The organism is Bradyrhizobium sp. AZCC 1577 (genome assembly GCF_036924575.1).
Lineage (GTDB): Bacteria > Pseudomonadota > Alphaproteobacteria > Rhizobiales > Xanthobacteraceae > Bradyrhizobium.
The window spans coordinates 923,502-950,182 of the sequence record NZ_JAZHRQ010000001.1; the positions used below are offsets into that span (position 1 = coordinate 923,502).

The 26,681-nt window shown below is 62.5% G+C and carries 26 protein-coding genes and 1 tRNA gene; 15 read left to right on the forward strand and 12 right to left on the reverse strand.

Going from position 1 to position 26,681, the window contains the following annotated elements; translation table 11 throughout:
- Nucleotides 1-62: 62 nt before the first annotated feature.
- The 3 genes from V1278_RS04350 to V1278_RS04360 all read left to right on the forward strand — a co-directional run bounded on the left by V1278_RS04350 (nucleotide 63) and on the right by V1278_RS04360 (nucleotide 1,999).
- Nucleotides 63-1,163 carry an ROK family protein gene (locus tag V1278_RS04350; RefSeq protein ID WP_334365567.1) on the forward strand — a complete coding sequence of 367 codons (1,101 nt, stop codon included), beginning with the start codon at nucleotides 63-65 and terminating at the stop codon, nucleotides 1,161-1,163.
- Between the two features lie 307 nt (nucleotides 1,164-1,470).
- Nucleotides 1,471-1,560: transfer RNA gene (locus tag V1278_RS04355), tRNA-Ser, on the forward strand.
- A 52-nt stretch (nucleotides 1,561-1,612) separates the two neighbouring features.
- On the forward strand, nucleotides 1,613-1,999 hold the full coding sequence (locus V1278_RS04360; protein WP_334365566.1) for a hypothetical protein: 387 nt from the start codon (nucleotides 1,613-1,615) through the stop codon (nucleotides 1,997-1,999).
- 179 nt (nucleotides 2,000-2,178) lie between these two features.
- On the opposite strand, the gene V1278_RS04365 is transcribed toward V1278_RS04360, so the two are convergent.
- The 4 genes from V1278_RS04365 to V1278_RS04380 are packed head-to-tail and all read right to left on the reverse strand — an operon-like array spanning nucleotide 2,179 to nucleotide 6,121.
- Nucleotides 2,179-2,898 (reverse strand): ABC transporter ATP-binding protein, encoded by a 720-nt coding sequence (locus tag V1278_RS04365; RefSeq protein ID WP_334379803.1) that lies wholly within the window; start codon nucleotides 2,896-2,898, stop codon nucleotides 2,179-2,181.
- Nucleotides 2,895-4,133 (reverse strand): ABC transporter permease, encoded by a 1,239-nt coding sequence (locus V1278_RS04370; protein ID WP_334379804.1) that lies wholly within the window; start codon nucleotides 4,131-4,133, stop codon nucleotides 2,895-2,897. Before V1278_RS04370 ends, V1278_RS04365 begins: the two co-directional genes overlap by 4 nt.
- 5 nt (nucleotides 4,134-4,138) lie before the next feature.
- A complete protein-coding gene (locus V1278_RS04375; protein ID WP_334379805.1) occupies nucleotides 4,139-5,344 on the reverse strand; it encodes an efflux RND transporter periplasmic adaptor subunit in 1,206 nt (401 codons plus the stop codon).
- 15 nt (nucleotides 5,345-5,359) lie between these two features.
- Nucleotides 5,360-6,121: a tetratricopeptide repeat protein gene (locus tag V1278_RS04380; protein ID WP_334379806.1), complete on the reverse strand. Its 762-nt coding sequence runs from the start codon at nucleotides 6,119-6,121 to the stop codon at nucleotides 5,360-5,362.
- A gap of 333 nt (nucleotides 6,122-6,454) precedes the next feature.
- On the opposite strand from V1278_RS04380, the gene V1278_RS04385 reads away from it, so the two are divergent.
- Together V1278_RS04385 and V1278_RS04390 are read left to right on the forward strand one after the other, a co-directional pair.
- Nucleotides 6,455-7,459: a glycoside hydrolase family 3 N-terminal domain-containing protein gene (locus V1278_RS04385; RefSeq protein ID WP_334379807.1), complete on the forward strand. Its 1,005-nt coding sequence runs from the start codon at nucleotides 6,455-6,457 to the stop codon at nucleotides 7,457-7,459.
- 98 nt (nucleotides 7,460-7,557) lie between these two features.
- A complete protein-coding gene (locus tag V1278_RS04390; RefSeq protein ID WP_028348539.1) occupies nucleotides 7,558-7,764 on the forward strand; it encodes a hypothetical protein in 207 nt (68 codons plus the stop codon).
- 8 nt (nucleotides 7,765-7,772) lie between these two features.
- On the opposite strand, the gene V1278_RS04395 is transcribed toward V1278_RS04390, so the two are convergent.
- A complete protein-coding gene (locus tag V1278_RS04395) occupies nucleotides 7,773-8,171 on the reverse strand; it encodes a hypothetical protein (RefSeq protein WP_334379808.1) in 399 nt (132 codons plus the stop codon).
- A 463-nt stretch (nucleotides 8,172-8,634) separates the two neighbouring features.
- On the opposite strand from V1278_RS04395, the gene V1278_RS04400 reads away from it, so the two are divergent.
- Nucleotides 8,635-9,201: a response regulator transcription factor gene (locus V1278_RS04400; protein WP_442893689.1), complete on the forward strand. Its 567-nt coding sequence runs from the start codon at nucleotides 8,635-8,637 to the stop codon at nucleotides 9,199-9,201.
- A 100-nt stretch (nucleotides 9,202-9,301) separates the two neighbouring features.
- Here the strand turns inward: V1278_RS04400 and V1278_RS04405 are convergent, their stop codons facing one another.
- The 3 genes from V1278_RS04405 to V1278_RS04415 all read right to left on the reverse strand — a co-directional run bounded on the left by V1278_RS04405 (nucleotide 9,302) and on the right by V1278_RS04415 (nucleotide 11,068).
- Nucleotides 9,302-9,547, reverse strand: coding sequence for a hypothetical protein (locus tag V1278_RS04405; protein ID WP_334365554.1), 246 nt, complete (start codon nucleotides 9,545-9,547; stop codon nucleotides 9,302-9,304).
- Nucleotides 9,548-9,671: 124 nt separating this feature from the next.
- Nucleotides 9,672-10,064, reverse strand: a complete 393-nt coding sequence (locus V1278_RS04410) for a response regulator (RefSeq protein ID WP_028348548.1) — start codon at nucleotides 10,062-10,064, stop codon at nucleotides 9,672-9,674.
- A gap of 278 nt (nucleotides 10,065-10,342) precedes the next feature.
- Nucleotides 10,343-11,068, reverse strand: a complete 726-nt coding sequence (locus tag V1278_RS04415; RefSeq protein WP_334365553.1) for a Crp/Fnr family transcriptional regulator — start codon at nucleotides 11,066-11,068, stop codon at nucleotides 10,343-10,345.
- A gap of 459 nt (nucleotides 11,069-11,527) precedes the next feature.
- On the opposite strand from V1278_RS04415, the gene V1278_RS04420 reads away from it, so the two are divergent.
- A complete protein-coding gene (locus V1278_RS04420; RefSeq protein WP_334379810.1) occupies nucleotides 11,528-11,944 on the forward strand; it encodes a response regulator in 417 nt (138 codons plus the stop codon).
- A 74-nt stretch (nucleotides 11,945-12,018) separates the two neighbouring features.
- On the opposite strand, the gene V1278_RS04425 is transcribed toward V1278_RS04420, so the two are convergent.
- Nucleotides 12,019-12,180: a hypothetical protein gene (locus tag V1278_RS04425; RefSeq protein ID WP_334365551.1), complete on the reverse strand. Its 162-nt coding sequence runs from the start codon at nucleotides 12,178-12,180 to the stop codon at nucleotides 12,019-12,021.
- Between V1278_RS04425 and V1278_RS04430 the strand changes: the two genes are divergently transcribed.
- The 7 genes from V1278_RS04430 (at nucleotide 12,170) to V1278_RS04460 (ending at nucleotide 20,616) form a co-directional block, all read left to right on the forward strand.
- Nucleotides 12,170-14,449, forward strand: a complete 2,280-nt coding sequence (locus V1278_RS04430) for a DUF1522 domain-containing protein (protein WP_334379811.1) — start codon at nucleotides 12,170-12,172, stop codon at nucleotides 14,447-14,449. The genes V1278_RS04425 and V1278_RS04430 overlap by 11 nt on opposite strands.
- 254 nt (nucleotides 14,450-14,703) lie before the next feature.
- Nucleotides 14,704-17,442, forward strand: coding sequence for a hybrid sensor histidine kinase/response regulator (locus tag V1278_RS04435; protein WP_334379812.1), 2,739 nt, complete (start codon nucleotides 14,704-14,706; stop codon nucleotides 17,440-17,442).
- A 72-nt stretch (nucleotides 17,443-17,514) separates the two neighbouring features.
- Complete coding sequence (locus V1278_RS04440) at nucleotides 17,515-17,988, forward strand: chemotaxis protein CheW (RefSeq protein ID WP_334372052.1); 474 nt, start codon at nucleotides 17,515-17,517, stop codon at nucleotides 17,986-17,988.
- Nucleotides 17,989-18,012: 24 nt separating this feature from the next.
- Nucleotides 18,013-18,402, forward strand: a complete 390-nt coding sequence (locus tag V1278_RS04445; protein ID WP_334379813.1) for a response regulator — start codon at nucleotides 18,013-18,015, stop codon at nucleotides 18,400-18,402.
- A gap of 29 nt (nucleotides 18,403-18,431) precedes the next feature.
- Nucleotides 18,432-19,304 (forward strand): CheR family methyltransferase, encoded by an 873-nt coding sequence (locus tag V1278_RS04450; RefSeq protein WP_334379814.1) that lies wholly within the window; start codon nucleotides 18,432-18,434, stop codon nucleotides 19,302-19,304.
- A gap of 3 nt (nucleotides 19,305-19,307) precedes the next feature.
- Complete coding sequence (locus V1278_RS04455) at nucleotides 19,308-19,631, forward strand: PilZ domain-containing protein (protein ID WP_334365545.1); 324 nt, start codon at nucleotides 19,308-19,310, stop codon at nucleotides 19,629-19,631.
- Between the two features lie 343 nt (nucleotides 19,632-19,974).
- Nucleotides 19,975-20,616, forward strand: coding sequence for a response regulator transcription factor (locus tag V1278_RS04460; protein ID WP_057841383.1), 642 nt, complete (start codon nucleotides 19,975-19,977; stop codon nucleotides 20,614-20,616).
- Between the two features lie 75 nt (nucleotides 20,617-20,691).
- Here the strand turns inward: V1278_RS04460 and V1278_RS04465 are convergent, their stop codons facing one another.
- The 3 genes from V1278_RS04465 to V1278_RS04475 all read right to left on the reverse strand — a co-directional run bounded on the left by V1278_RS04465 (nucleotide 20,692) and on the right by V1278_RS04475 (nucleotide 25,562).
- On the reverse strand, nucleotides 20,692-24,195 hold the full coding sequence (locus V1278_RS04465) for a PAS domain S-box protein (RefSeq protein WP_334379815.1): 3,504 nt from the start codon (nucleotides 24,193-24,195) through the stop codon (nucleotides 20,692-20,694).
- A gap of 57 nt (nucleotides 24,196-24,252) precedes the next feature.
- Nucleotides 24,253-24,690: a response regulator gene (locus V1278_RS04470; RefSeq protein ID WP_334379816.1), complete on the reverse strand. Its 438-nt coding sequence runs from the start codon at nucleotides 24,688-24,690 to the stop codon at nucleotides 24,253-24,255.
- Nucleotides 24,691-24,842: 152 nt separating this feature from the next.
- Nucleotides 24,843-25,562: a GntR family transcriptional regulator gene (locus V1278_RS04475; protein WP_334365542.1), complete on the reverse strand. Its 720-nt coding sequence runs from the start codon at nucleotides 25,560-25,562 to the stop codon at nucleotides 24,843-24,845.
- 108 nt (nucleotides 25,563-25,670) lie between these two features.
- On the opposite strand from V1278_RS04475, the gene V1278_RS04480 reads away from it, so the two are divergent.
- A complete protein-coding gene (locus tag V1278_RS04480; protein WP_442893784.1) occupies nucleotides 25,671-26,678 on the forward strand; it encodes an ABC transporter substrate-binding protein in 1,008 nt (335 codons plus the stop codon).
- Nucleotides 26,679-26,681 lie beyond the last annotated feature (3 nt).

Sequence of the window (26,681 nt, forward strand, 5' to 3'; positions counted from 1 at the left end):
CCATGAAACCAATGGGTTCCCCGCCCGTTGTCGCCAGCGAAGATCCGGCAGGGGCTCGGCACATGGCAGACGACAGCATAACGACCACGGGGATTGCCCGCCACGGGGCCACCCGCCTGCCGTCGGTCGAGGTCGACAGTTTCAACATCGAGTTGAAGGACGATGAGGGCTTTCTCGGCGACCGCGCCAGCAAGGGAGCCTTCCGCAAGATCCTGGACAGCTTGCGCAAGCCGCTCAGGAAGAACGGCGACGATCCCTTGGGCAAGAAGTCCGCCGGCGAGATTCCCAAGGACGATCTCGATGAGGCGTTGGTCGGCGCCGATGTCGGCGCCGCCGCGCTGGTGCATAGCGCGATCGAGGAATTCGCCCAGGAACTGGCCTATGTGACGCGGCGGTTCCTCAAGACCAAAGCGTGGGCCGATACCGAGCGCATAGTGGTGGGCGGTGGCTTCAGGCAGAGCCGGGTAGGCGAGCTCGCGATCGCCCGCACCGACATCATCCTCAAGGCGGAGGGGCTTGAGGTCGATGTGGTGCCGATCCGCTTTCATCCCGACGATGCCGGCCTGATCGGCACGCTGCATCTGGCGCCGTCCTGGATTTTCGAGGCCCATGACAGCATCCTCAGCGTCGATATCGGCGGCACCAACATCCGTTGCGGCGTGGTCGAGACGCGCTGGAAGAAAGCACCCGATCTTTCCAGGGCTGAAGTGTGGACGTCCGAACTGTGGCGGCATGCCGACGATGAGCCGACGCGCGAAGGTGCGGTGAAGCGGCTGGTCAAGATGCTGAAGGACCTGATCGCGGCCACAGAGGCCGAAGGCCTGAAGCTTGCGCCCTTCATCGGCATCGCTTGTCCCGGCGTGATCGACGAGGACGGCTCGATCGAGAAGGGCGCGCAGAACCTGCCCGGCAATTGGGAGAGCAGCACGTTCAACCTGCCGACAAGCCTGGTGGAAGCGATCCCGCAGATCGGCGATCACGACACCGCCGTGGTGATGCACAATGACGGCGTGGTGCAGGGCCTCTCCGAAGTTCCCTTCATGCAGGATGTCGAGCACTGGGGCGTGTTGACCATCGGCACCGGCCTCGGCAATGCGCGCTTCACCAACCGGCGAAAGGACAATGGCAAGGATGAGAAGAAGGCCAAGAAGGGCCGGGATTAGTAGCTTTTACGCGGGTAGTAAGGTTGACTGGTTAGGTTAAAACCGGGTTCGCGTTGCCGTTTCGCGCCGCCTTGCTACCGTCATTTCGTCGCTCCGGCTGACCGGCGAAGCCGCACTTCCCGGCCAGGATTTCAAAGCAGCGGCACGGGACCGTCAGTTTTTGTCGCGTCTGGCGGTCCCACCTCTTTTCCAACAGCCGACTGGGCCGCTTTTGGCGAATTTCTCCACCCTGCGCCTTGTCTGCCCCGGCTTCCTCGCCTAGAACACGCCCCGACCGCAGGGCCGAATCCGGCCCGCCTTGGCGCCTGGAGAGGTGGCAGAGTGGTTGAATGCACCGCACTCGAAATGCGGCATAGGTGCAAGCCTATCGGGGGTTCGAATCCCTCCCTCTCCGCCAGCGCGCTGGTTCTTTCCAAGCAAATTGTCCGAGCCGAATGCACGGAGCGGCAATGAAGATTGGACCGCAGCCGGACAAATGGCTCCGAAAGAAAGCCAAGCAAGGCATGCGCGGCTATCCCGTCGGCACGATCGCCTTCTATGGTCCTGACAACCAGCGCGCTTCGAAAGTTGCCGTTTCTGTCATTCCGCAGGAAGGAGCCGAGCCCAAACTGCACCGGTGGTTTTCGGAAGCCGGCGATGTGCGGACGGACAAGACTATTCTCGCCGAGATCACCGCGTATTTGCGCCAGCATTCGGCGCGGTCGGTAGCGATGGCGGATGGAATCATGGGCTGTCCTCACGAAGAAGGGATCGATTATCCGATGGGCGAATCTTGCCCCCGATGCCCATATTGGAAGGGACGAGATCGGTGGACCGGGGAATTGGATCAAGGTTGATGGTCGCAGGCACTATCTCCGCCTGGACGTGCAACGACTCGATAGCGAGCGTTTCATCCGAAGAGGAGCTTGAGAATCCCTCGGTCCGCTACCCTCCTTCGCTTGCTCTTCGGCGCAACGAGCCAGGCTGAAGCTGGCCGTACCATGGCGACGGAGCCGCGACGGTGGGCTGCCTCCGACTAACTCGCCATCTCGCACACCAGCCCGCCTTCACCCCGTCCGATGATCTCCGCAACCTTGCCGTCGACGATGTGGATGCGGCGGTCGGCGCGGGCGGCGAGCGCTGGATCGTGGGTTACGACGACCACGGTCTGGCCCTGGTCGGCGATGTCGCGAAGGATCGAAAACACCTGTTCCGTGGACGCCGTGTCGAGGGCGCCTGTCGGCTCGTCGGCGACGATGATCTCGGGGCGGTTGGCAAGCGCGCGGGCGATCGCGACGCGCTGGCGCTGGCCGCCGGAGAGCTGGTTGGGACGCTTGTTGGCGTGCTCGCCAAGCCCAAGCGAGCCCAGCAGCGCAAGGCCGCGCTCGCGCATCTCGCTTTCGGTCATCCTGCCGGCTGCGCGCATCGGCAGCAGCACATTGTCGAGCGAGGTGAACTCCGGCAGCAGGAAATGAAACTGGAACACAAAACCGCATTTGGTCAGGCGAACGTCGGCTCGCTCCGTCTCCGACAATTTCGAGGTCGGCTGGCCGCAGATCATGATCTCGCCTTCGCTGGGAGCATCGAGCAGGCCCAGGAGATAGAGCAGCGACGATTTGCCCGATCCCGACGGCCCGGTAATGGCGACGAATTCGCCTTTGTTCACCGCAAGATCAATGCCGTTGACGAGGGTGTGCGAAACGACGCCTTCGATGCGGCGAACCAGCTCCACTGCTTGCAAAGCGACTTCGGTCATGATGCCCCCCGGATGATGTCGACTGGATGCACGCGCGTTGCCTTGCGTGCCGGGAAATAGGCCGCGCCTGCGCAGCAGAGCAGCGAAATGCCGCCGGCGACCACATAGTGCATCGCAGAGTAATAGATTTGCAGCGGAACGGTCGTGCCGGTCAGCGGATTGAAGATCGTGATCTTCGACCAGCCGTAGCAGAGCAGGTAACCGAGGATCCACCCGAACAGGATGCCGACCACGCCGATAATGATGGATTCGATGATGAAGATCCGCCGCACTGCATACTCGCGCATGCCCAGCGATTTCATGATCGCGATGTCCTGACGCTTCTCGTGCGTGATCGTCGAGATGATGTTGTAGGTGGCAAAGGACGATGTCAGCAGCATCGCTCCCATCACCGTGAGCACGATGAAATCACGCACGGTAAAGGTCGACAGCAAGTCGGCGTTGGCTTCCTGCCAGGACACCGACTTGTAACCGGTTTGCGCTTCGACCTGGGCGGCAACCTTTTGCGCCGACATCGGATCGTTCAACCGCAGCCGCAACTGGTTGACGACCCCGCTTTGCCCCATCATGAGCTGCGCCGTCCCGGCCAGCGAATAGATCTGGCTCTCATCGACGCGCTTCAAGCCGGAGCGAAACAGCCCGGCCACCGTCGAATTCAGCCGGGTGCCCTGGCCGCCGACCAGGAGGACAGTGTTGCCGGTTTTCACGCCGAGTTTTTCGGCGAGCGCCTCGCCGACGATGATGCCGTTCGGCGCGCGTGAAAGATCGTCGAGCTTTCCCTCGCGCATCTGCGAGCCGAGTTTCGAGACCTGGATCTCACGGCGGGGGTCGATGCCGGTCAAGGTGATGCCGATGCGGGCGCCGCCATGATCGATGATCGCGCTGGTCGTCACCGAGGGCGTCACGTCGCCGGGTATCCAGGAGCGCAGCGAAGTCATCACCGATTCCGGATATTTGATGCCGGGACGCTTGCCGACATTGGCGATGTCGGCCATTTGGACCGCTGCATATTCCTGCTCTGCGGGTTGCGTCGGCACGGAGCGCCGTTCATCATCGACCGTGATGTGCGGCATGGTGTCGACGAGCTGCCGCAGGAAATCGATCTGCGAGCCCTGCATCAGGCCGGCCATCATGATGGTGAAGCCGACCCCCATGGCGACGCCGGCCATACCCACCAGAGTCTGGCGTACCCGGGCGCTGACATGGGTCCATGCGATGTTGAACAGAAGCTTCACGGCACTTACCGGCTGTTGCTGATGAGGTTGCGACGGGCGTCGTTGACGACGGAATCGATGTGGGCGGTCATGGCTGCCGAGATCACCGCATCATCGGGATCCGAAGGAGCTGTGGTGGCCGAAGCTACCGCGACAGATTCGGGTGTCCCGGCTGGCTGATCGGTCGGTTCACTCGTGGGCGCCGGCTCCACAACTTTGGCCGAGTTGCTGTCGATGCGAATCCTGGCGCCCTCGGCGAGATCCGTGCGGGCGGGCGAAAGCACCGAGGTGCCCTTGGATATGTCGCCGAGGATCTCGATGTTGCGGTTGCCACGGATGCCGACCGTCACCGGCACACGTTTGATCCGGCCGTCATCGACCATCTGAACCGAACCGGCTGCGACGGCCTCCGCCGGTACGACAATGGCCGCCTGCTTCTCGCGGAAGATGATATTGACCTCGGCCGACATGCCAATTCGCAGCGGCGTGTCCTGCGGCAGCCGCAGATAGACGCGGAAGGTTTTGCGGGTCGGGTCGCCCTTTGGCGTGATCTGGGAGACCGTGGCTCGCAGGGCCCTTCCGGGGAAAGCTTCGCTTCGCAGAAAAGCCTTCTGGCCGGTCGCGATGCGGTTGATTTCCTCCTCATTGATTTCGGCAACGACCTGCATCGGCGCAGGCGGTCCAACCCAGAACAAGACATCGGTGGGGCCGGCGATCTCGCCGACCTCGCCGTCGCGCCGCAGCACCATGCCGTCGAGCGGAGCTCTCAGCAGCAGCGAGTCGAGCCGTACCTTCTGCGCGGCGATCCGCGATTTTGTTTCCTCGAGCTTGGTCCAGCGCTGCTCGTAGTCAGTGCGCGCGGCGTCGCTCTTGTCGCGATCCTTCTCGGCGCGCGCCAGATCGCGTTCGAGCTGGCCGCGATTGATTTCCATCTGATCCAGCGCGCTGCGCTCCTCGGCGTCGTCCTGGCGACCGAGGACCTGGCCGGCCTTCACCACCTGTCCCTCGCATCTGCAAAGCTCGACCAGCCGGCGGCGCTGCAGCGGCACTACTTTGGCCCAGCGCTCGGGCTCGACGGTGCCGGTTCCGTAAACCGCTTCGGAAACCGGCGCGAGGCCCGCAATGCTGGTGGTCACCAACGGTGCACGAAGCAAGTGGGGATAGGCGTAATAGCCAACCCCTGCCGTGGCGACGGCCAGAATGCCGGTTGCGATCATATGCTGCAATTTCATGGCGCGTCCCCTGACCTAGAAGCCAAACCGCTTGCGCAGGCCCGATGGAACCTGGTCGAGCAGATCACGAACATCTTCTTTCCTTGCATTCTTCATTGGAGCTGCCGACGTGGCCTTGGGAGATGCCTGCAATACCGTGGTGTTGGATGGCGCCGGCTGCGGGATAGCAGGCGACGGCGTGGCGGCGGGCGCTGGCTGCACGACGGCGGGTGCAGGTGGGGGCGCGGCCGGCGCGGGTTGGTCCGGGCTGTCTAGTGCTCTTTCGATTTTCGACGCCTTGTCGGAAGCCTTGACGGAGTCCTTTGGCGCGCCAGCAACCCGAACGGCGCGCCATTCTCTTGCGGCCACCACGGCACGGCCGATCTCGTCGCTCGTCATCTTCTTCATGAGAAGGGACATCAGTTGCCGCGCACCGTTGCGGTCCTCGTCGAGCTTGCTGGCGGAGGCGACGATGTGGGCCCAGGAATAGGCCTTCACATTTTCCTTCGCTACGCCGCGCCCGCTCGCGTAGAGGCCGGCAACGATCAGCATGGCGTGGGCATGTCCCTGATCGGCCGCGCGCGAGAACCAGCGAAATGCCTCCTGGTCGCTGCGCGGACGACCGACGCCTGACGAATAGAGCGCCCCGAGATAGAACTGGGCCTCATCATCGCCTGCTTGCGCCGCCTGCTCGTAGCGAGTGGCCATGTCCCGGTCGGACGCGGCGTCGGCAAGTGCGGCGTGGGGGGCCGTCAGCACAGCGAGGCAGCAAGCCATAACGACGACGGCTCGCTTCATGGGCCTCGAAATCGCGTCACGAACGCCCGGCCGACATGAGCGGGTTGAGACTGGATTGATCGATGGGAAATTCAGAATGCGCCACATTGCGTACACGCCTTCAGCTTGTGTCTTTCGCCCCAGAAGCGCCCAAGCCGCGCCTGGCACAGCACCTCTCGCGACCAAAAGCCTAGCCCATTCGCGCGCTGACAAATGTGCGACCCATCACATATCCAGCTAGCCGCGGCTGGAACCTAAGGCGTGGTCCCTAACGTAACTGCGTTGGTGCAATTGCGACCAAGATGGTCGACTTCAGGACGCAGTATTGGCAGGATTGCTCTTGGAGCTGCCAGCATGCCCATCGGCGAACTCTTCATTCTCGGCTTCTTCGGCAAGATCGTTCCCAATTGGCTGAAGGAATTTGCGGCCCGCTACGGTCTCGGCGGGGTGATCCTGTTCGATTATTCCTGCCGGACGCGAGAATACGACAACAACATTGAATCGCCTGAACAGGTGCAACGCCTTTGCGCGGAGATTTCCGCGCTGCCGTCGCGGCCGATGGTGTTCATCGACCAGGAAGGTGGATTGGTGCGGCGGCTGAAGGAAAACCGCGGGTTTGCGCCGCTTCCCAGTGCGAGGGAATTCAATCTCCTCGCATCGGATCAAAAGCACGCGATCCTCACCACGAGCTTTGCCGAGATGCGGCGGCTCGGCATCCACTATGATTTCGCGCCGGTCATCGACGTCGACTACAATCCCGACAACCCCAATATCGGCAGGATCAAGCGTTCCTACTCCGCCGACATCGCCGAGGTGGAAGCCAATGCGTTGCTGGCAAGCGAGGTGGCGCGGGCGCAGCGCATCGGCCTGTGCCTGAAGCATTTCCCTGGCATCGGCGGCGCGGTGGTGGATTCGCATCAGGAATTCATGGATATCTCCAAAACCCTTCGCGGGGAGCAGGAAGAGCTATTCTATTCGCTTGCGCCAGCAATGTTCGGCGATGCGGTGCTGGTCAGCCACGCCATCGTCAGACAATGGGACGAACATTGCCCGATGACGCTGTCCGCGGCGGGGCTTGGCCGCTTGCGCAAGCGCCTTCCGGATACGCTCTTGATCACCGACGACATGCAGATGCAGGGATTGCAGAAGGCGTTGGGCACGCGGGAAGCCAGCCTGCAATCGCTCAAAGCCGGCATGGACATGCTCTGCATCGGCAACAATTTGTTCGATCAGGAACAGCAGATGGCCGGGATTGCCGAATACATCGCAGACAGCCTGCGCGAGGGAACCTTGTCCGGTTCGGCGATCGAGAAATCGATCGCGCGCGTCGGCAAGCGAAAGGCGCTCCTGACGGCCTGACGCGGTGGACCCCGAAATCCGAAGCACATCAGGCGCACAAGGTGTTGCGTTGCCAGGCCGTTGAGACTACAAGCGCTTTTTCAGCGGAAAGACCGACGATGGCCCATAATTTCGCGATCAACGACGACGTTCATCACCAGCAGCAGGGGCCGCAGGGCCGCGCCGTGGCGAAGGAACGAAGCGTCTACACCATCGTTTCCTGCCTGCCGATCGAAGCCGACGGCCGCCCGCGCTATCGCATCAGGAGCAAATCCGAGAATGTCGAGCGCGTCGTGACCGAGGAGCAGATCTCCAGGCTCGGCTGACCTCAAGCCTACTGCGCCTTCTCGTGCGCTGCGGTGCCGATCGCCTTGTAATCGTAGGTCGGATAGAACTCGGTGCGGTAACTGCCCCAGGCCGTGTTCTCGAGGATGCGGTTGACCTCGCGCAATCGCGACGCCGGCAGCCGCAGTGTGACCACCTGTCCGATCCCCATCATGACATACCAGCTCACGACTTCGACGCCGTCAGGCGGGAAAGCCTTGTAGTATCCCTGCCGCTGAAGCTGCGCGTTGAGTTCGCTCAGGGGCCGCGACTGGTCATGTTTGAGGAATACGGTGAGCATCACGGCGTTGTCGGCCGTCGGCGGGGCGTTCTCCGCCGCTGCCGGTGGGTTTTGCGCCGCCACGCCCGAGCTGAACGTCAGGACGCCGGCCAGCACGGCCATCGCCATCCATAATCCCTTGCCTGCGACATCGCGGTCTCCCTTTTTGGATTCGTTGCGGGATGATTTGGGCCTCGATCATTGCGGGGCTGCCGGCGCATGTAATCAGGGCGATGCCGCGAGCAAGCCGTCGCGCGCAACGGGCGTCGAGGGGGAAGGGAGACGCCGGCTTGGGGCGCCGACAGGAAATCACACCGAGAACCGGCGGAGGTCTATTAACAAAGCAAATGCGCTCACCGTTAAAATACGGGGCTGGCGTGCAACGGCTTTTATGTTCGGAGCATGTATTTCGGCTGAAGACACCTGATTTCGAATGATTTTAGCCCGATTTAGTCCGGCGGCGAGACGGGCTGGCGGACTTCTCCGTATTCTTACCGGTTAAGAAGTTAACCATGAAAGAGGGTGGAACCGATAAAATAGTTATATGTCGGGACAAGATCATCGCGCCGCTGATTCGCACTTCACGAAGTGGATGGAAAACGTCACACCTCTCGAAGAGAATCCTGAGATCGTGCAGCTATCCGCCGCGCGCTCGCGTGCCGCGGAAGAGGCGGGAGCGGCGATCGCCCGGCAATTGAACGGGCCGCTGACAGCGCTGCTGCTCTACATGAATGAGATCAAGCAGCACAGCCACCAGCTTTCGCAGGGATCCGGCAACCGGCTCTACCTGCAACAGGTGGTGGAGAACGCGCTTCAGCAAACCGAGCGCGTCTGCGCTCTGGTGAAGCAGATGTCGGACAATCATCCGGTGTCCGACCCCGTTCGCAAGCAGGCGGGCGAGGGCCAGCCCGGCCGCTCCGCGGATGGCGCCCGCAGGCCGGGCCTGATGTTGGCCCCGGGGTCAGGCCAGAAGCCTCTGACCAGGCGCGAGCGCGAGGTGCTGAGCCTGATCAGCGAAGGTTGCTCCAACAAGCAAGGCGCCTTGCGGATGAATATCAGCCCAAGAACATTCGAGAGCCATCGCGCCGAGGCCATGCGCAAGCTTGGCGCCCGCAACACCGCGGATCTGGTTCGCAAGGCGCTGCTGCAGCCCGCCTGATCTATCCCGAAGCGAAGCTTGCGATGCGCGGCTGAGCGGCGCGGTTTTGCGCTGCCGGAATCGGGGCTTGCGATTCTGCGCGATCGGGCCGTTCTGCCGTTCAGCAAAAATCTTCCATCAAGGAGCGGCTGCGCGCCGCGGGGCGCGGCGAGCGCGTCGGCTTGGGCTCTTCCGGGATGATCGTGATGGTCCACGCCGCCGGAACGCTCGACTTGCTTGCCACGATCGATCGAACGTGGCCGGTGACCGCCGATCCGGCCGAATGCACGGTTGCAGTCCTGCCATTGAACTGGGCGATACGGAGACGCCGCACTTCTTTCTGATCGCTCGTTTCAAACGTGAACATGAGGGCACTCCCTTGGTCCACGCAACTATCCTCAGTCAACGTTATCCGGAGGTGAAAATCTCAAACCGTAGAAGTACGGCTAACTGCGCGTCTGCGGTGTGCAGCGCGCTCTTCCGGGATGGTGTCAGCCGGCTGCGTCGGGAAACACCGCTTCCATCTTGGTCTTCAGCGTTGCGGCGTTGAACGGCTTGACGATGTAATTGTTGACGCCGGCCTTCTTCGCGGCGATCACGTTTTCGGTCTTGGATTCAGCGGTGATCATGATGAAGGGCGTCTTGGAGAATTCCGGGCTGGCGCGGACTTCCCTGAGCAGGTCGTAGCCGGTCATCGGCTCCATGTTCCAGTCGGAGATCACGAGGCCGTATCGCTTGGTCTGCATCTTGGCGAGCGCAGCCGATCCATCGCTGGCCTCGTCGACATTCTCGAACCCGAGCTGCTTGAGAAGGTTGCGGATGATGCGGATCATGGTGCTGTAGTCATCGACCACCAGGATCGGCATCGACAGATCAAAAGCCATGTTCGTACTCCGCGCAAACAAGCAAACAATATGCCGCCGAACACAGGTGAATGCGCGTTGCACGCGAAAGAGTCTCGAACCCGCACCCGTCAGCACCGTGACAACTATCAGGGCTCGTTGAACAGCGCGTTAATCCCCCGTGGGACTGAAACGTCGCAGAAGCCGCGATTGGCCGTAGTAATACGGTGAAGTAGAGGGTCACCGCAATCTTCGCGCGCAACGGCGATGCGGTGCGTATCGCAGATCGGGCTGCGGCCGCGGTCGATCGCAGGAAGCGATTACGCGGCCGCGCTGTGGATGCGCGGATGCAGCAGCCTCGTGTACTGCGCCCTGACCGTCGCGTAGCATTCGCAGGACGTCTTGATCAGGCCGTCCACGTTGGTGATTTCGATATGCCCGCGGCTGTAGTGGATGAAGTCCGCTTGCTGCAGCGTATGGGCCACCAGCGAAACGCTGTTGCGGCGTGCGCCGATCATCTGGGCCATCGCTTCCTGGGTCAGGACCAGCTTGTCGCTGCCGGAGAGGTCGCGTGTATGCAACAGGCATCGCGCCAGCCGGGATTCCACCGTGTGCGAGGCATTGCAGCCGGCGGTCTGCTGGATTTGCGCATAGACGGCGAGGCCGTGCCGCGTCAGTGCGGTACGCAACGTCGCGCTCTGGTCGGCGGCAGCACGAAGCTGGTCGAGATCGATCGTCGAGGCCGCGCCCGGCACCAGCACCACGGCGGTGTTCAACGCCACGGCGTCGCCGAGGGCGGCGAATGCACCGAAGATGCTGTCGCGGCCGATCATCGCGATCTGGACGTGCTCGCCGCGCGCGAGCTTCACGACCAGCGAGATGACGCCCTTGTGCGGAAGGTACGCACGCTTGAGCGTTTCGTCGACTTCGACCAGCACCATCTCCTGGCTGAGATCGGCGGCGCGCAGATGCGGGCGGATCAATTCGAAATCATCCGCGGTCAGCGAGGACAAGAATCCATTCGGAGAACGAGGAGCTGAATCCAAAGCAGTCTCCTGCCTTACGGCCAAGCCGGTCTCTGGCGTCTGCTGCGTACAGTCCGAACTGCAGGATGATCCTCGCACATTATATTGGCAAGAAAAACTGGCAAACGTGGATCGATGGCGCCGGCGCATCGGCTCGGCCAGGTGGGCTTTAACCGCTCCGACGCTTCGCGATGCAAGCACGGCGATGCGACCTCGTCGCCGGCAACCTTGCGAACATCTTCGAAGCAGCGGCCGCGCGAGTTGCCCTGGCAGGCGAGCTACAAATTCCCAATCCGGATCAGCCCAGGTTGTGGAACCGACCTTATACACTGTAGAGGGCAGACAGAGTGGCCTGTTTTCGACGGAGATGCGGTAGTGCACTGATTCGCAAGATAAAACTGCCGCACGATCAGCCGAGAGGTTCCCTTTGTGGAACCGCCGGTGGACGGAGCGCGTCCTACGCCGCGAGGGAGATGGATCATGCGTCGCATCTTGGTGGTCGATGACGATCCCATGGTCTGCTCGGCCATCGAGGTCTATCTCGAACGTCACGGCTTTGAGGTGACGGTAGCCGATGGCGGCGAAGCCGGGCTCCGTGCGCTGGAAGATTCCGGCTTCGACCTGATGCTCGTCGATATCTTCATGCCGCACATGCGCGGCTTCGAATCGATCAGGATTTTTCACGAGCGCGCGCCGACGATCCCGCTCGTTGCGATGTCGGGATACGCCTTTGCCAATCTCGACTCGCCGGCGCCGGACTTCTTGCGCATGGCGCTCGAGCTCGGTGCCACGCGCTGCCTGCGCAAGCCGTTCACGCCGGGCGCGCTGCTGGCGGTCGTCAACGAATGTCTCGCCGAAGCCCGCTCCCGTTTCGGCGGCATCGCCCAGTCGAACTAGCGGCCGGCGAATTTCTCTCCGCAGCAATCGCCAGAATTTTTGCAAGCCGCGGTCACGGCCACTTAACCGTACTTTTACGGTTTGCTGCTTAGCTCAGCTTTAACCATCGGCAGTTCAGTGTCCGATTGCTGCAAATCAGAGCCGCCAAGTTGAGGCATTGTTAAATCTCGCTCTGTATTGCTGGCATGGCCAAAGAAATGGCTTCGAAACCAGAAGGAAATAGACATGTCAGGCATTGTCCTCTCCGCGTCGGTTCGCCAGAACCTCCTCTCCCTCCAGTCGACCGCTGATCTGCTCGCCACCACGCAGAACCGCCTTGCCACCGGCAAGAAGGTCAACACGGCCCTCGACAATCCCACGAACTTCTTCACCGCGCAGTCGCTCGATTCGCGCGCCGGTGACATCAACAACCTCCTCGACGGCATCGGCAACGGCGTGCAGGTGCTGCAGGCCGCCAACACCGGCATCACCTCGCTGCAGAAGCTGGTCGATACCGCAAAGTCGATCGCCAACCAGGCGCTGCAGAGCGCGGTTGGTTACTCCACCAAGTCGAACGTGTCGGCGACGATCGCCGGCGCCACCGCCACCGACCTGCGCGGCACCAACAGCTACACCAATGCGACCGCGAGCAGCAACGTGCTCTATACTGGTGCCGCGGGTGGCACCACTGCAGCAGGCTCTACAGCTCTGATCGGCGGTGTCGGCGGATCGACTGCGTTCGGTGTTAAGCTGAACAACAACTCGACGCCGGCCGCGATCACCTCCGCGACCGTGATTGCTGCGACTTCCGCCGTTGCGTCGGACGCCCTTGCTGATACCGTTGCGGCGACCGGCCTGGCCGGCAAGAGCATCACCGTTAATGGCAAGACGATTACGTTCTCGGCAACGGCTACCCCCGCTGCCGCCACTCTCCCCGCCGGTTCGGGTGTGCTCGGCAACGTCGTGAACGACGGCAACGGCAATTCGACCGTTCATCTCGGCGCCGCCGCGACCAGCGCCACGACCGTTGGCGACATCCTGAACGCGATCGACCTTGCCAGTGGCGTCAAGACCTCAGTCAACACCGCCGGTGTGGCGGCATATACGACGGCTTCGAACACCCAGGCCAGCAGCGTCACCGCGGCAGGCGAACTGGCGATCTCGTCCACAGGCGGCGGCACCACCACTATCACCGGCGCCAACGACATTCTGAAGTTCTTCGGCTTGACCAGCGCGACCGGTTCCAGCACCGGCACCGTCACGGTGGGCAGCGTGACCAGCTCGAACACGACGGCCAACCTGGTGCAGGACGGCTCGACGCTCAACGTCAACGGCAGGACCATCACCTTTACGTCGGCGAAGGCGCCTGCCGCAGCGGCCGTCCCGGCCGGCTCCGGCGTCAGCGGCAACATCGTGACCGATGGCGCCGGTAACTCGACCGTCTACCTGCAGGGCGCGGCGATCTCTGACGTGCTAAACGCCATCGACCTGGCGACCGGCGTCAAGACGACCGTCAACGCAGGCGGCACCGCGACGCTGTCGACCGCACAAGGTGTGACAGCCTCCTCGATCGCCGCCAACGGCCAGCTGCAGATCAGCACCGGCACTGCCTCGGACCTCAACATCACCGGCACGGGCAATGCGCTCTCCGCGCTCGGCCTCGGCGGCAACCAGGGCACGGCTACGAGCTTCGAGGCCACCCGTACTGCTCTCGCTGGCGGCGTCGCCGGGAAGACCTTGTCCTTCACCTCCTTCAACGGCGGCACGGCGGTCAACGTCACCTTCGGCGACGGCAGCAACGGCACGGTCAAGACGCTCGACCAGCTCAACGCCGCGCTGCTGGCTAACAACCTCAGCGCGACGCTGGACTCGACCGGCAAGCTGACGATCTCCGCCACCAACGACTATGCGTCGACCACCATCGGTTCGGTGACATCGGGTGGTGCTATCGGCGGCACGCTCACCAGCGCGATCAGCTTCACCACCGCGTCGGCTCCCGTCGTCGATAATGCCGCGCAGACGGTTCGCAGCGGTCTGGTCAACCAGTTCAATGGCATCCTGGCCCAGATCACCACCACCGCAGCGGACGCGTCGTTCAACGGCGTCAACCTGCTCGGCGGCGATCAGCTCAAGCTGACGTTCAACGAAACCGGCAAGTCGACCCTGAGCATCACCGGCGTCAACTTCGATGCCGCCGGTCTCGGTCTGGCGAACCTGACGAGCGGCGTCGACTTCATCGACAACTCCGCCACCAACAAGGTCATTGCCAACCTGAGTTCGGCCTCGACCCTGCTGCGCTCCCAGGCTTCTGCCTTGGGTTCGAACCTGTCGATCGTGCAGATCCGTCAGGACTTCTCGAAGAACCTGATCAACGTGCTGCAGACCGGCTCGTCGAACCTGACGCTGGCCGACACCAACGAGGAAGCGGCGAACAGCCAGGCGCTGTCGACCCGCCAGTCGATCGCGGTGTCCGCGCTGGCGCTGGCCAACCAGAGCCAGCAGAGCGTGCTGCAGTTGCTCCGCTAATAAGCGGCAAATACAAGATCAAAACGGCGGGGATCTCCCCGCCGTTTTTTTATGAGCGTTCAATATTTGTCATCCCGCACGAGATGCGCGTCGTCGATCGTCTCTCGATCGCGCAGTCGCATCACCGCAAACGCACAGCTCACGAAATTATTCACCATATCCGTATTAGCACGGACGATGAAATTAACGCAGCCGTGAAAACCCGAGGGTTATTTCTACAGAAGGCCAGTATCTGATTTAGAGGGCGTGCTCATATGGATGATCTGTTGCGGGAGTTCCTGACGGAGACCAGCGAGAGCCTGGATACGGTCGACAATCAGTTGGTGCGGTTCGAGCAGGACCCGAGCGACGCGAAGATTCTGGATAACATCTTCCGCCTGGTCCACACCATCAAGGGCACCTGCGGCTTTCTGGGACTGCCGCGGCTGGAAGCACTGGCCCATGCCGGCGAGACCTTGATGGGCAAATTCCGCGACGGCATGCCGGTCAAGGCCGAAGCCGTGACGCTGATCCTGTCGAGCATCGACCGCATCAAGGAAATCCTCGCAGGCCTGGAAGCCACCGAGACCGAGCCCGAGGGCACCGACGAAGACCTGATCGAGAAGCTGCATGCGATGGCCGAAGGCGGTCACCATGCGGCGGAAGCGCCGCCTGAACCCGCGCCCGCGCCTGTCGTGGCGGCACCGCCGGTTGCGCCCGCGATGACCAAGGGCACGCTGGTCGAGCAGGTGCTGGAACGCCCGTTGCGTCCGGGCGAAGTCTCGCTCGACGACCTCGAGCGCGCCTTCCGCGAGACCGCGACCGAAGCCGCGCCGGCACCTGTTGCCAAGGCTGCGCCGGCGCCGGAGGTTAAGGAAGCCAAGGAAGCCAAGGAAGCTGCGAAGGAAACGAAGGCAAAGCCGGCCCGCAAGCCGGTTGCCATGGATGCCGACGGCGAGGTCGCCGACAAGATCGCCAACCAGTCGATCCGCGTCAACGTCGACACCCTCGAACATCTGATGACGATGGTCTCCGAGCTGGTCTTGACCCGCAACCAGCTCCTGGAAATCTCCCGCCGCAACGAGGACACCGAGTTCAAGGTGCCGCTGCAGCGGCTCTCCAACGTCACCGCCGAGCTGCAGGAAGGCGTCATGAAGACGCGGATGCAGCCGATCGGCAATGCCTGGCAGAAGCTGCCGCGCATCGTGCGCGACCTCTCGGGCGAACTCGGCAAGCAGATCGAGCTCGAGATGCACGGCGCCGACACCGAGCTCGACCGCCAGGTGCTCGATTTGATCAAGGATCCGTTGACGCACATGGTGCGCAACTCCGCCGACCATGGCCTGGAGACCCCGGCGGAGCGGCTCGCCGCCGGCAAGGGCGAGCAGGGCACGATTCGGCTCTCCGCCTATCACGAGGGCGGCCACATCATCATCTGCATCGCGGACAATGGCCGCGGGCTGAACACCGAGCGGATCAAGGCCAAAGCGCTGCAGAACGGTCTCGTCACCGAGGCCGAACTGGAGAAGATGACCGAAGCCCAGATCCACAAGTTCATCTTCGCGCCGGGCTTCTCCACCGCCGCCGCCGTCACCTCGGTCTCCGGCCGCGGGGTCGGCATGGACGTGGTGCGCACCAATATCGACCAGATCGGCGGCACCATCGACATCAAGAGCGTGGCCGGCGAAGGTTCTTCCGTCACCATCAAGATCCCGCTGACCCTGGCGATCGTCTCGGCCCTGATCGTGGAAGCCGCCGGCGACCGCTTTGCGATCCCGCAATTGTCGGTGGTCGAGCTGGTGCGCGCCCGCGCCAACTCCGAACACCGCATCGAGCGCATCAAGGACACCGCGGTCTTGCGGTTGCGCAACAAGCTGTTGCCGCTGATGCACCTGAAGAAGCTGCTGAAGATCGACGACGGCTCGTCCAGCGACCCCGAGAACGGCTTCATCGTGGTGACGCAGGTCGGCAGCCAGACCTTCGGCATCGTGGTCGACGGCGTGTTCCACACCGAAGAAATCGTGGTCAAGCCGATGTCGACCAAGCTGCGGCACATCGACATGTTCTCCGGCAACACCATTCTGGGCGATGGCGCCGTGATCATGATCATCGACCCCAACGGCATTGCCAAGGCGCTCGGCGCCTCCGGCGCCTCGGCCCATGAGATGGCCGACGAAGCCTCCGCGGCGCATGCCATGTCCGGCGAGCAGCTCACCTCGCTGCTCGTGTTCCGCGCCGGCTCCTCGCAGCCCAAGGCGGTGCCGCTCGGCCTCGTCACCCGGCTGGAAGAGATCGCCACCGACAAGATCGAGCTCTCCAACGGCCGCTACATGGTGCAGTACCGCGACCAGCTCATGCCGCTGGTGCAGATGGCCGGCGTCACGGTCCAGAGCACCGGCTCGCAGCCGATCCTGGTGTTCGCCGACGACGGCCGCTCGATGGGGCTCGTGGTCGACGAGATCATCGACATCGTCGAGGAGCGGCTGCACATCGAGGTCGCCGGCCAGCAGGACGGCATTCTGGGTTCCGCCGTGATCAAGGGCCAGGCCACCGAGGTGATCGACGTCGGCCACTTCCTGCCGATGGCGTTTGCCGACTGGTTCTCGCGCAAGGAGATGCGGGCCTCCTCGACCGCGCAATCGGTGCTGCTGGTCGACGACTCCGCCTTCTTCCGCAACATGCTGGCGCCGGTCTTGAAAGCCGCCGGCTACAAGGTGCGGGTCGCCGTCAACGCCCAGGAGGGGCTCTCGGCGCTGCGCTCGGGCCAGACCTTCGACGTGGTGCTGACCGACATCGAGATGCCCGACATGAACGGCTTCGAGTTCGCGGAAGTCATCCGCGCCGACAACAATCTGGGCACGCTGCCGATCATCGCGCTGTCCTCGCTGGTGTCGCCGGCGGCGATCGAGCGCGGCCGGCAGGCCGGCTTCCACGACTACGTCGCCAAGTTCGACCGCCCCGGCCTGATCGCGGCGCTGAAGGAACAGACCGCCGAGACCCGGCGCGCGGCCTAGAGCATGATCCGGAAAAGTGGGAACCGGTTTTCCGAAATGATCATGCTCAAAACGAGAGAACGGTAACAGACCATGACAACCAAGACCGAGACCATCGAGGGCACCGTGGCCGAATACGTCACCGCCGTGATCGGCGGGCAATTGTTCGGCCTGCCGATCTCCCGCGTCCAGGACGTGTTCATGCCGGAACGGCTGACGCGGGTGCCGCTGTCCTCCGCCGAGATCGCCGGCGTGCTCAACCTGCGCGGCCGCATCGTCACCGTGGTCGACATGCGCGCCCGGCTCGGCTTGCCGAAGAACGACGACGGCAAGCCGCCGATGGCGGTCGGCGTCGACTTGCGCGGCGAGTCCTACGGCCTGTTGATCGACCAGATCGGCGAGGTGCTGCGGCTGCCCGACAATGGCCGCGAGGAAAACCCCGTCAACCTCGACCCCCGCTTCGCCAAGCTCGCCGGCGGCGTGCACCGCCTCGACGGCCAGCTCATGGTCGTCCTCGACGTCGATCGCGTTCTCGAAATCATACCGAAAACAACCCTCGCAGCGTAGCGCTCGTCAAGCAAGGAGGCCGAGATGAAAACCTGTCTTGTCGTCGATGACTCCAGCGTCGTGCGAAAGATCGCGCGCCGCATCCTGGAAGAGCTGGACTTCCAAATTACTGAAGCCGAGGACGGCGAGCAGGCGCTTGAAGCCTGCAAGAATGCCATGCCCACGGCAGTTCTGCTCGACTGGAATATGCCGGTCATGGACGGCTACGAATTCCTCGGCCATCTGCGCCGCCTGCCCGGCGGCGACGCGCCCAAGGTGGTGTTCTGCACCACCGAGAACGGCATGGATCATATTTCTCGTGCGCTGCATGCCGGCGCCAATGAATACATCATGAAGCCGTTCGACAAGGACATCGTCGCGGCAAAATTCCAGGAAGTCGGCCTGGTCGCGCTCCCGGAACAGAGCCCGATCTAAATCTTATCGCTTGTCCTTGAGAGGCTCCCGTGACCCCGCCAGACTATGAGTATCTGCGTAAGCTCCTGAAGGATCATTCCGGTCTCGACCTGTCCGCAGACAAGCAATACCTGATCGAAAGCCGCCTGCTTCCGCTCTCGCGCAAATGCGGTGTGTCGGGCATCGGCGAACTCGTGCAGAAAATGAAGGGCGGATCGTCATCGATCACCGTCCAGGTGGTCGAGGCCATGACCACCAACGAGACCTTCTTCTTTCGCGACAAGGTGCCCTTCGAACACTTCCGCGATACGATTATGCCGGAGCTGTTGAAGGCGCGCGCCGGCCGCAGGAGCATCAGGATATGGTGTGCCGCCGGCTCGACCGGCCAGGAGCCGTATTCGCTTGCCATGTCGCTGAAGGAAATGGGCGCGGCGCTTGCCGGCTGGCGGATCGAGATCATCGCGACCGACCTGTCGCAGGAAGTGCTCGAAAAATCGAAGTCGGGCGTCTACAGCCAGTTCGAGGTCCAGCGCGGCCTTCCGATTCAGCTTCTCGTCAAATATTTCAAGCAGAACGGCGAACTGTGGCAGATCAGTCCGGAACTGCGCGGCATGGTGCAGCATCGCCAGCTCAATCTGCTGCACGATTTCTCCCAGTTCGGCACCTTCGACGTCATCTTCTGCCGGAACGTCCTGATCTATTTCGATCAGGAGACCAAGATCAATATCTTTGGCCGCCTCGCCAAGACAATGGAAGGCGATGGCTTCCTGGTGCTGGGCGCGGCGGAAACGGTCGTCGGCCTGACTGATGTCTTCAAGCCGTTCCCGGACAGGCGCGGCCTCTATCGGCCGAGCGGCGCGCGTGCCGCATCTCCGCAGGGCGCAGCGGCAATGCCAAAAATCGCGGCAATGGCGGGACGGTGAGCGATGACAGAGGACGGCAAAGGCACGGAGCGGGTTACATTCAGCCGCGGCTATGATGTCTGCATCATGGCGATTGACGGGACCTGGCGCAGGGACTGCCAGCTCAACGCGATCTCGGACACCGACGCCGAACTGACTGTGGAAGGCTCCATTCAAGGCCTCAATCTCAAGGAGTTCTTCCTGCTGCTGTCGTCGACCGGCCTCGCCTATCGCCGGTGCGAGCTCGTTCGTGTCAACGGCACGGAAATGGACATCCGCTTCCTGAGAGGCAAGCACAGCAAGAAAAAGTCAGGCGCGTCGTCAAAATCCGAAGAGGCGATGAGCTGAAGCGGATGGCTCTGCGGGGCCAAAGGCCCCGGAGAGCGCAGACGATTTGGTCAGCAGTTTCGATCCGTATTGTCCGAGGTCGCGATAGGCGGTGCCTGCCGCCTTTGTGTAGCGGGGAGATACGTCGTCAAGCACGATGACGTTGATGGAACTCTCGGGAGCGCCGGGCGAAACTTCCAATCATTTGTTCAATCAGTCGCAGGCTGTTCTGGACGTGTTCGACCAAGTTGATGCGTTGCTACTTGTGCGTTATGCCGCGGTCCCGTACAAATACGGTCCGGTATGAAGTTCAATACCGTTATCCGAGTGTGCGTCACATTCAACCACGCATGGACGATGGAACATGGCTGAAAAAGCCCCCTCCCGCGGGGAAATTTTCGTAGTCGATGACGATCCAGCCGTTCGCGACACGCTTTCGATGGTGCTGTCGGCAGCCGGCTATCAGGTCATCTGTTTCGCCGACGGCGCCGCGCTGCTGGCGATTGCACGAACACGGACGCCAGCCTGCATCCTGCTCGACGTGCATATCCCCGGTAAGTCCGGCCTCGATATCCTGAAAGAGCTTCATGGTGAGGACTACCCTGCACCGATCTTCATGGTCTCGGGGCAGGGCGATATCGCCATGGCGGTCAGCGCCATCAAGAACGGCGCGCTGGACTTCATCGAAAAGCCGTTTCGCGGCAGCGAAATCGTGGCAAGACTCGATGAGGCGATCGAGGCCTATGCTCGCCGGCAGGCGCAAAGTACGTCGTCGCGCATCGCGGCCCTGCATTTTCCGGGACGGGAACCGCTCACGCGACGCGAACGCGAGGTGCTGGAGCAGTTCACCGCCGGCGCTTCCAACAAGGAAGCAGGGCGGCATCTCGGGATCAGCCCGCGCACGATTGAGGACCACCGCGCCAATATCATGAAGAAACTCGGCGCGCGGAATGCCGCCGATCTGGTTCGCATCGTGATGACCACCCAGCGACAGGGCCAGATCTGATCCAAGGCTGGTCAAGGCTGATCGCAGGCCGGATCCACCGTAGCCTTGCGCTGGATGCAGGTGCCACCGTTGCGATCAATCGGCGAGCGCTTTGCGGATCATCATCGCCATATCCGATTTCCGATAGGGCTTGGCGAGCAGCAATACGCCTTCGTCGAGTCGCCCGTGATGAATGATGGCATTCTCGGTATAGCCCGAGGTGAACAGTACCCTTAGTCCGGGCCTGGCCTTCGCTATCTCGTCGGCGAGCTGGCGGCCGTTCATGCCGGGCATGATCACGTCGGTGAACAGCAGATCAAACGGACGGCCGGTATGGACCAACGCGAGGGCTTCAGTGGCGTTCGCCGCATCCAGCGTGACGTAACCGAGTGAATGCAGTTGCGCCAGCACATAGTCGCGCACCAGCTTGTCGTCCTCCACTACCAGAATTGTTTCATGGCCGCCCTCGACAGCCGGCGCCAGTGTAGCCTCGGCCGCCGGCAATGCGCCCGTGGCCGGCGGCAGATACATCTTGATCGTCGTGCCATGGCCTTCTTCGCTGTAGATCATGACGTGGCCGGCCGATTGTTTGATGAAGCCGTACACCATGCTCAGCCCGAGGCCGGTACCTTTGCCGGGCCCCTTCGAGGTGAAGAACGGATTGAATACCTTGTCGAGCATCGCCGTCGGAATGCCGGTTCCGGTATCGCTCACCCCAATCATGGCGTAGCGACCGGGCCGGACGTCGCTGTGCATCCTCGCATAATTGTCGTCGAGCATGACGAAGCCGGTTTCGATGATGAGCTTGCCGCCATCGGGCATCGCGTCGCGGGCGTTTAGGGCCAGATTGAGGATCGCGGTGGCGAGTTGATTGGGATCGACGATCGCAGCGCAGGTTTCGTCTTCGAACACGGATTCGATCTCGACATGCTCGCCGAGCGTCCGCTGTAGCAGTTTCGCGGTGTCGATGATCAGCGTATTGACGTCGGTTACCTTCGGCTCCAGCGGCTGCTTGCGCGCGAAGGCGAGCAGGTGCTGGGTGAGGTCGGCGCCGCGTGAGGCCGCCTCGTCGATCATTCGCGTGATGGCGGCAAGCTGCGGTTCGCCCTTGACGGCGTCGGCCAGAATTTCGATCGTTCCCGTGATCACCGTCAGGATATTGTTGAAATCGTGCGCGATGCCGCCGGTGAGCTGTCCCATCGCCTCCATCTTCTCGGCCTGCCGGATCCTGTCCTCGGCCGCGATCCTGTCGGTGAGGTCGCGCATGAAGCCGTTGAACACGAATCCATTGCGTCGCCGAAGCGCGGTAATGCTGAGCTCGACCTTGATTTCCTTTCCATCTCGCCGCATCGCCTCGATTTCGAAGCGGCGGCCGAGGATGGCGGCCTCGCCGGTGCGCAGAAACCGCTCTAGGCCGACCTTGTGGGCGGCGCGATGGACATCGGGAATGATCAGCTCGCTCAGTTTGGTGCCGATCGCCTCCGCGCGCGACCAGCCGAATATCTTCTCCGCCTGCGAGTTCCAGTCGGTGACGATGCCCTGATCGTCCATCTGCACGAAGGCATCGAGCGCGGTGTCGATGATGCCGCGCGCGAGCTGTTCGCTTTCGCGCAACGTCTCTTGCGCCAACCGGCCCTCGGTCATGTCACGGCCGACGAAGAAGAAGCGCTTGACCGGCTCGGACCATGTCCCGAGCCATGACAACCACACCTCTCGTCCGTCCTTGTGAATGCAGCGGGTATCGGACATCTTCGGGCGCAGCCCGCGCCGTGCTGCACGCATTTCCCGACGCGAGGTCTCGAGGTGGTCGGTGTGGATGAAATCCTCGCCGCTGCGTCCGATCATTTCTTCCGGCCGATAACCTAATATGGCCTCGCAGCTCGGGCTGATCTGAACCAGGAATCCTCGGGAATCCATCACCATGATCAGATCCTGCGAGGTCTCGAAGATGCGGCGAAGCTCTTCGGTCTGTTGCCGCAGCACCTGCCTGGTCTTGTTGGTTTCGGTGATGTCGCGTGCCACCTTCGAGATGCCGATGGTCGCGCCCGAGGGGGCCTTGATCGGGGAGACGCTGAGCGACACTTCGATCCGGCTGCCATCTTTTTTCAGGCGGACGGTTTCATGTTGCTCGATGCGTTCGCCCGAGCCGATCCGGCGTAACGTGTCATGCAACTCGGGCAGCCGGTCCATCGGAACGACAAGGGTGATGCTCTTGCCCACAGTTTCCGCAGCCGTGTACCCGTACAGCCGCTCCGCGGCCGAATTCCAGCCGGTGATCGTGCCATTGAGCGACGTCGTGACGATGGCGTCACTGGAGGATTCGACCGCTGCGCTGAACAGCCGTTCCCGTTCCGCGTGATGATCGCGCGCAGCTACGGTGCGGCGATGCTCCTCGACCTCCTGTTGGAGCGCTGCGGTTTTTGCATTGATCTCCTCGATCGCGTGCGCAAACGCCCGCGCGAGCACGCCGGTCTCGCCGCGCGCATCGACCGGGATGGCCGCCTTCCCTTTAGCCACGCCCTGAACGGCTTCGGTCAGCCGGACGATCGGCCGGGCCAGCGACCTCGCGATCAGCAGCGCCAGCACTGCTGCGCACAACACCGCGATCGCCCCGACCAGAAACGAGGTATTTTGGATGCTTGCTGCCGGCGCCATGATCACGGCGTTCGGGGCGGTCTCGATGACCCCAACCCATTCGGAACCGGCCAGGACGGCGGGAGCAAACGCGACACCGTTGGACCGCCCAGCCTGGTCCGCAACGATTTCGGCGCTACCTTGTTTTGCTCCGGCCTGCGACGCCAGATGCGGGAAGTCAGCTTTCCAGTCGTTGGGTTTGCCGAGCAACAAGCCGAATTCGCGCGACCGGTCGGGGTGAATGAGATAGTCGCCCTGCCGGTTGACGACGTAGATCGTCTCGCCCGGCCACGCCGATGCCCTGATGCGGTCGAACGCGCGCCGCATGTCGACATTGATCATGAAAATTCCGAACGGCTTGCCGTCGGTCGTGAAAATCGGCGTCGCGACGCGGACTGTCGGCCGGTGCACCTCTTCGATCAGACCGTTGAAGCGGCCGAGATCGAGCGGCGAGACGTAGAGCTGTTTAGGACCGAGCCGGATCGTTTCCTGGAAATAGCCGCGATCGCCTCGCTTCTGCAGGCCCGCTTCAGGGACGATCCGAACCGTGCCGTTCGGTCCATTGCGATCGACGCGGACCAGCTCGCGGCCGTCGTCGTCGAGGCCGACAATTCGAAACATCGCGTATGTCGGCTTGGCTTCAAGTTCCGCAGCGAAACGTGACGCTATCCGGTCGCGCCAGATCTTTTCGGAGACGCCATCGACCGGATCGATGCCGCCCGCTTGGCGGGCGCGGACCAGTCCGTGCAACGCCACCGCCGAGCGAAAGCCAGCAACATCTCCGGTCGCGCTCGCCGCGTAATATTCCAGATCGGTCGCAAGCTGCCGTGAATGCGTCTCGATGCGGTCGCGGGCACGCTGCAGGAGCGCCTGTTCCAGGTTGTGATAGCTCAGCCATCCGACCGCGGTAACCGCGATCGCGACCAACGCAATCATCGCGATGGCTAGCCTGGTTGTGAGCGTCATGTCGGTGTTCGCTCGCCCTCCCGCTCCAATCCAGCAATCCACCGGACGAATCGGATGCTATGGCGCATTACGGGGAGGACGCAACACCGCGGGGCGTGGCGGCGAGCCACGTTCAACGGCTTCCAGGCAGCCCGTGACGGCAGCCAGAAGGTCGGCCGGCCGGAACGGCTTCTGCAGACTCGAAATCGCCCCGAGCTTGGTCGCCATGGTCAGGAAGTCGGGCGCCGATTCCGCTTCGGGCGAGATCGGCCGGCCGGAGATGACAATGGTCGGCATTTGCGGCCGCTGCTGGCGAACCATCCGCATGGTTTCAAATCCGTCCATTCCAGGCATAAAAATGTCGAGGAACAGCAAATCGAAATCGCCGCTCTGGCACAATGCGAGGCCGTGTCGCCCGTCACCGGCGGTGACCACGCTATGCCCGGCGCGCTCCAGCAGCAGGCGGACGGTCATCTGGACCGCCACATCGTCATCCACGACGAGAATCTTTGCCAAATTGAAAGGTTCTCCGGGCCCCGCTGGAATCAAGTCACCGCAGGTTGCGAGTTTTGCCGAATCCTCGTATTGCCGCAACTGCTCCCCCGGCAGGAACGTTCCGGTTGGGCGGTCAAAAAAGCCTGCGAGCGTGATTCCCGATGTCGCAGCAGTCAGTTGCTGAGATATTCCGGATAGCGCGAGCGAATTTGGTCGAGTTCGCTCAGTGTTCCCGACAAATGGGTACGCAGGTGCTTCTGCGCCTCTTCGGGTTGGCCTGCCTCGATCGCTTTTGCAATCAGCTTGTGATGGCGCAGGATATCCTGCGCCTTGCCGGGGGAGGGCAGATGCAACCGGCGCAGCCGGTCGATATGTCCGCTGCGGCTGCGCACCAGCGACCAGATGTCCTGCTTGTCGGTGGCGGCGTAGAGCTGGGCATGGAACTCGTTGTCGGCGGCCATGAATTTTTCGAAGTCGCCGGCTTTCGCGAATTGCTGTTGGCGGACGATGGTCGCATGGAGCTCGGCCGCCAAGGCTTCGTCATGGCGCATTGCCAGCATGCGGACAATTTCGAGCTCGACCGCCTGCCGCAGGAAATGCGCCTGCTGCGCCAGCCGCACGTCGACCCGGCTGACCACCGTGGCATATTGCGGAAAGACGTCGACCAGCCCTTCCTCCTCGAGCCGCATCAGCGCATCGCGGATCGGTGTCGAACTCACCCCGAATTGCCCGGCCAGCGCAGCGCGCGATAGCGGCGATCCCGGCGGCAGCTCCAGCGAAATGATCATGCCGCGCAGGCGCTCGAACACCTGCGGCGCGGCCTGACGATCGCGATCGAGCCGATCGGCGGAGCGCGGAACGGTCCGGCGGGAAACGATCTGGGATGCAGCCATCGAACGAATCGGCCTCAAAAGGCGCTTGCTTCAAATGCACTAATACATTAGTGCATTTCCTTCGCAGCGTCAATGAAACGCCGGAGGAGATGCACAATGAGAAACAGAATGTGGAGCGCCTGCGCGGGCGCCGTCGCGGCGCTTGCCATGGTGCTGCCGGGCTCTCAGGCCGCGGCCCAGCAGAAAACGGAGATTTCGCTGTCGCGGCAGCCGGGCATTTTCTACATGCCTTCGCACATCATGGAAAAACACAAGCTGATCGAGAAGCACGCAGCTTCGCTCGGCGTGCCCAGCGTCACCACCAAGTGGATCAACTTAAGCGGCGGCGGCGCGCAGACCGACGCGCTATTGGCAGGCAGCGTCGATATCCTCAACACCGGGACCGGCAATCTCTTGTTGCTGTGGGATCGCACCCGCGGCGGCGTCAAGGGCATCGTCGCCACCTCGGCGCAACCGATGACGCTGATCAGCCGCGATCCGAATATCAAGTCGATCAAGGATTTCGGCCCGAACGACAAGATCGCGGTGCCGACGGTGAAGGTCTCGACGCAGGCGATCGTGCTGCAGATCGCGGCAAGCGAGATCTTCGGCGCCGACCAGTGGTCGAAGCTCGATGCCAGCACGGTACAGCTCGGCCATCCCGACGCCTATGTGGCGATGACCAATGCCCAGCACGAGGTCCGCAACCATTTTGCGATCCCGCCGTTCACCTTCCTCGAACTGAAGAACGTCCCCGGCGCGCATGTGGTGCTGTCGTCGCCGGACGTGATGGGCGGCCCGCTCAGCCAGGCGCAGTTCTTCACCACGACCAAATTCGCCGACGCCAATCCGAAGATCGTGCAGGCCGTGCGCGACGCCACCAAGGAAGCGCAGGATTTGATCCGCAGCGACACCAGGGCCGCGGTTGAGATCTACAAGGAAGTCACCGGCGACAAGACCAGCGTCGAGGACCTGCTGGCCTGGCTGAAGGAGCCCGGCATGATGGAATGGAACCTGCAGCCGCAGGGTACCATGAAGTTCGCCGCGCATCTGTTCAAGGTCGGCACGCTGAAGACCATGCCCAAGGCGTGGACCGATTATTACCTGCCGGTCGCACACGACCTGAAGGGCAATTGATCG

Coding starts and splice junctions, on each gene's coding strand:
- V1278_RS04440 (WP_334372052.1), top strand. CDS start 17,515: ATGACAACCAAGACCGAGACCATCGAGGGCACCGTGGCCGAATACGTC.
- V1278_RS04430 (WP_334379811.1), top strand. CDS start 12,170: ATGTCAGGCATTGTCCTCTCCGCGTCGGTTCGCCAGAACCTCCTCTCC.
- V1278_RS04385 (WP_334379807.1), top strand. CDS start 6,455: ATGCCCATCGGCGAACTCTTCATTCTCGGCTTCTTCGGCAAGATCGTT.
- V1278_RS04465 (WP_334379815.1), bottom strand. CDS start 24,195: ATGACGCTCACAACCAGGCTAGCCATCGCGATGATTGCGTTGGTCGCG.
- V1278_RS04480 (WP_442893784.1), top strand. CDS start 25,671: ATGTGGAGCGCCTGCGCGGGCGCCGTCGCGGCGCTTGCCATGGTGCTG.
- V1278_RS04365 (WP_334379803.1), bottom strand. CDS start 2,898: ATGACCGAAGTCGCTTTGCAAGCAGTGGAGCTGGTTCGCCGCATCGAA.
- V1278_RS04460 (WP_057841383.1), top strand. CDS start 19,975: ATGGCTGAAAAAGCCCCCTCCCGCGGGGAAATTTTCGTAGTCGATGAC.
- V1278_RS04350 (WP_334365567.1), top strand. CDS start 63: ATGGCAGACGACAGCATAACGACCACGGGGATTGCCCGCCACGGGGCC.
- V1278_RS04375 (WP_334379805.1), bottom strand. CDS start 5,344: ATGAAATTGCAGCATATGATCGCAACCGGCATTCTGGCCGTCGCCACG.
- V1278_RS04380 (WP_334379806.1), bottom strand. CDS start 6,121: ATGAAGCGAGCCGTCGTCGTTATGGCTTGCTGCCTCGCTGTGCTGACG.
- V1278_RS04475 (WP_334365542.1), bottom strand. CDS start 25,562: ATGGCTGCATCCCAGATCGTTTCCCGCCGGACCGTTCCGCGCTCCGCC.
- V1278_RS04425 (WP_334365551.1), bottom strand. CDS start 12,180: ATGCCTGACATGTCTATTTCCTTCTGGTTTCGAAGCCATTTCTTTGGC.
- V1278_RS04410 (WP_028348548.1), bottom strand. CDS start 10,064: ATGGCTTTTGATCTGTCGATGCCGATCCTGGTGGTCGATGACTACAGC.
- V1278_RS04400 (WP_442893689.1), top strand. CDS start 8,635: ATGGAAAACGTCACACCTCTCGAAGAGAATCCTGAGATCGTGCAGCTA.
- V1278_RS04420 (WP_334379810.1), top strand. CDS start 11,528: ATGCGTCGCATCTTGGTGGTCGATGACGATCCCATGGTCTGCTCGGCC.
- V1278_RS04455 (WP_334365545.1), top strand. CDS start 19,308: ATGACAGAGGACGGCAAAGGCACGGAGCGGGTTACATTCAGCCGCGGC.
- V1278_RS04445 (WP_334379813.1), top strand. CDS start 18,013: ATGAAAACCTGTCTTGTCGTCGATGACTCCAGCGTCGTGCGAAAGATC.
- V1278_RS04390 (WP_028348539.1), top strand. CDS start 7,558: ATGGCCCATAATTTCGCGATCAACGACGACGTTCATCACCAGCAGCAG.
- V1278_RS04435 (WP_334379812.1), top strand. CDS start 14,704: ATGGATGATCTGTTGCGGGAGTTCCTGACGGAGACCAGCGAGAGCCTG.
- V1278_RS04360 (WP_334365566.1), top strand. CDS start 1,613: ATGAAGATTGGACCGCAGCCGGACAAATGGCTCCGAAAGAAAGCCAAG.
- V1278_RS04405 (WP_334365554.1), bottom strand. CDS start 9,547: ATGTTCACGTTTGAAACGAGCGATCAGAAAGAAGTGCGGCGTCTCCGT.
- V1278_RS04395 (WP_334379808.1), bottom strand. CDS start 8,171: ATGGCGATGGCCGTGCTGGCCGGCGTCCTGACGTTCAGCTCGGGCGTG.